Below are 242 nucleotides of genomic sequence, written 5' to 3' on the forward strand. Positions count from 1 at the left end.
TGTAAATTTGAATGTTCAGTTAAAATATCATCCATTAAGTGCTAAACCAGATGATAAAGCAGGAGAGACAGGCCTTGGGTGGAATTTGTTAGCAGGTGGAACAATTACAAGGACTGTAAGAGGTGGCACAGATGAAAGAATATCGTCAACATTGATGTCTAATCATCCCACATTAAAATATGGAATATATATGCATGATAGAAATCCAACATATAAGTTATTTAATAATATCCCAGGATTTG

1 protein-coding gene is annotated in these 242 nt (G+C 33.9%); it reads left to right on the plus strand.

Annotated elements, in window-relative coordinates:
- Nucleotides 1–7: 7 nt before the first annotated feature.
- Nucleotides 8–242: hypothetical protein (locus AB671_RS21240; RefSeq protein WP_157444291.1), on the plus strand; the 235-nt coding region annotated here is incomplete at its 3' end.

It is taken from the genome of Chryseobacterium sp. BGARF1 (assembly GCF_001677955.1).
GTDB lineage: Bacteria > Bacteroidota > Bacteroidia > Flavobacteriales > Weeksellaceae > Chryseobacterium.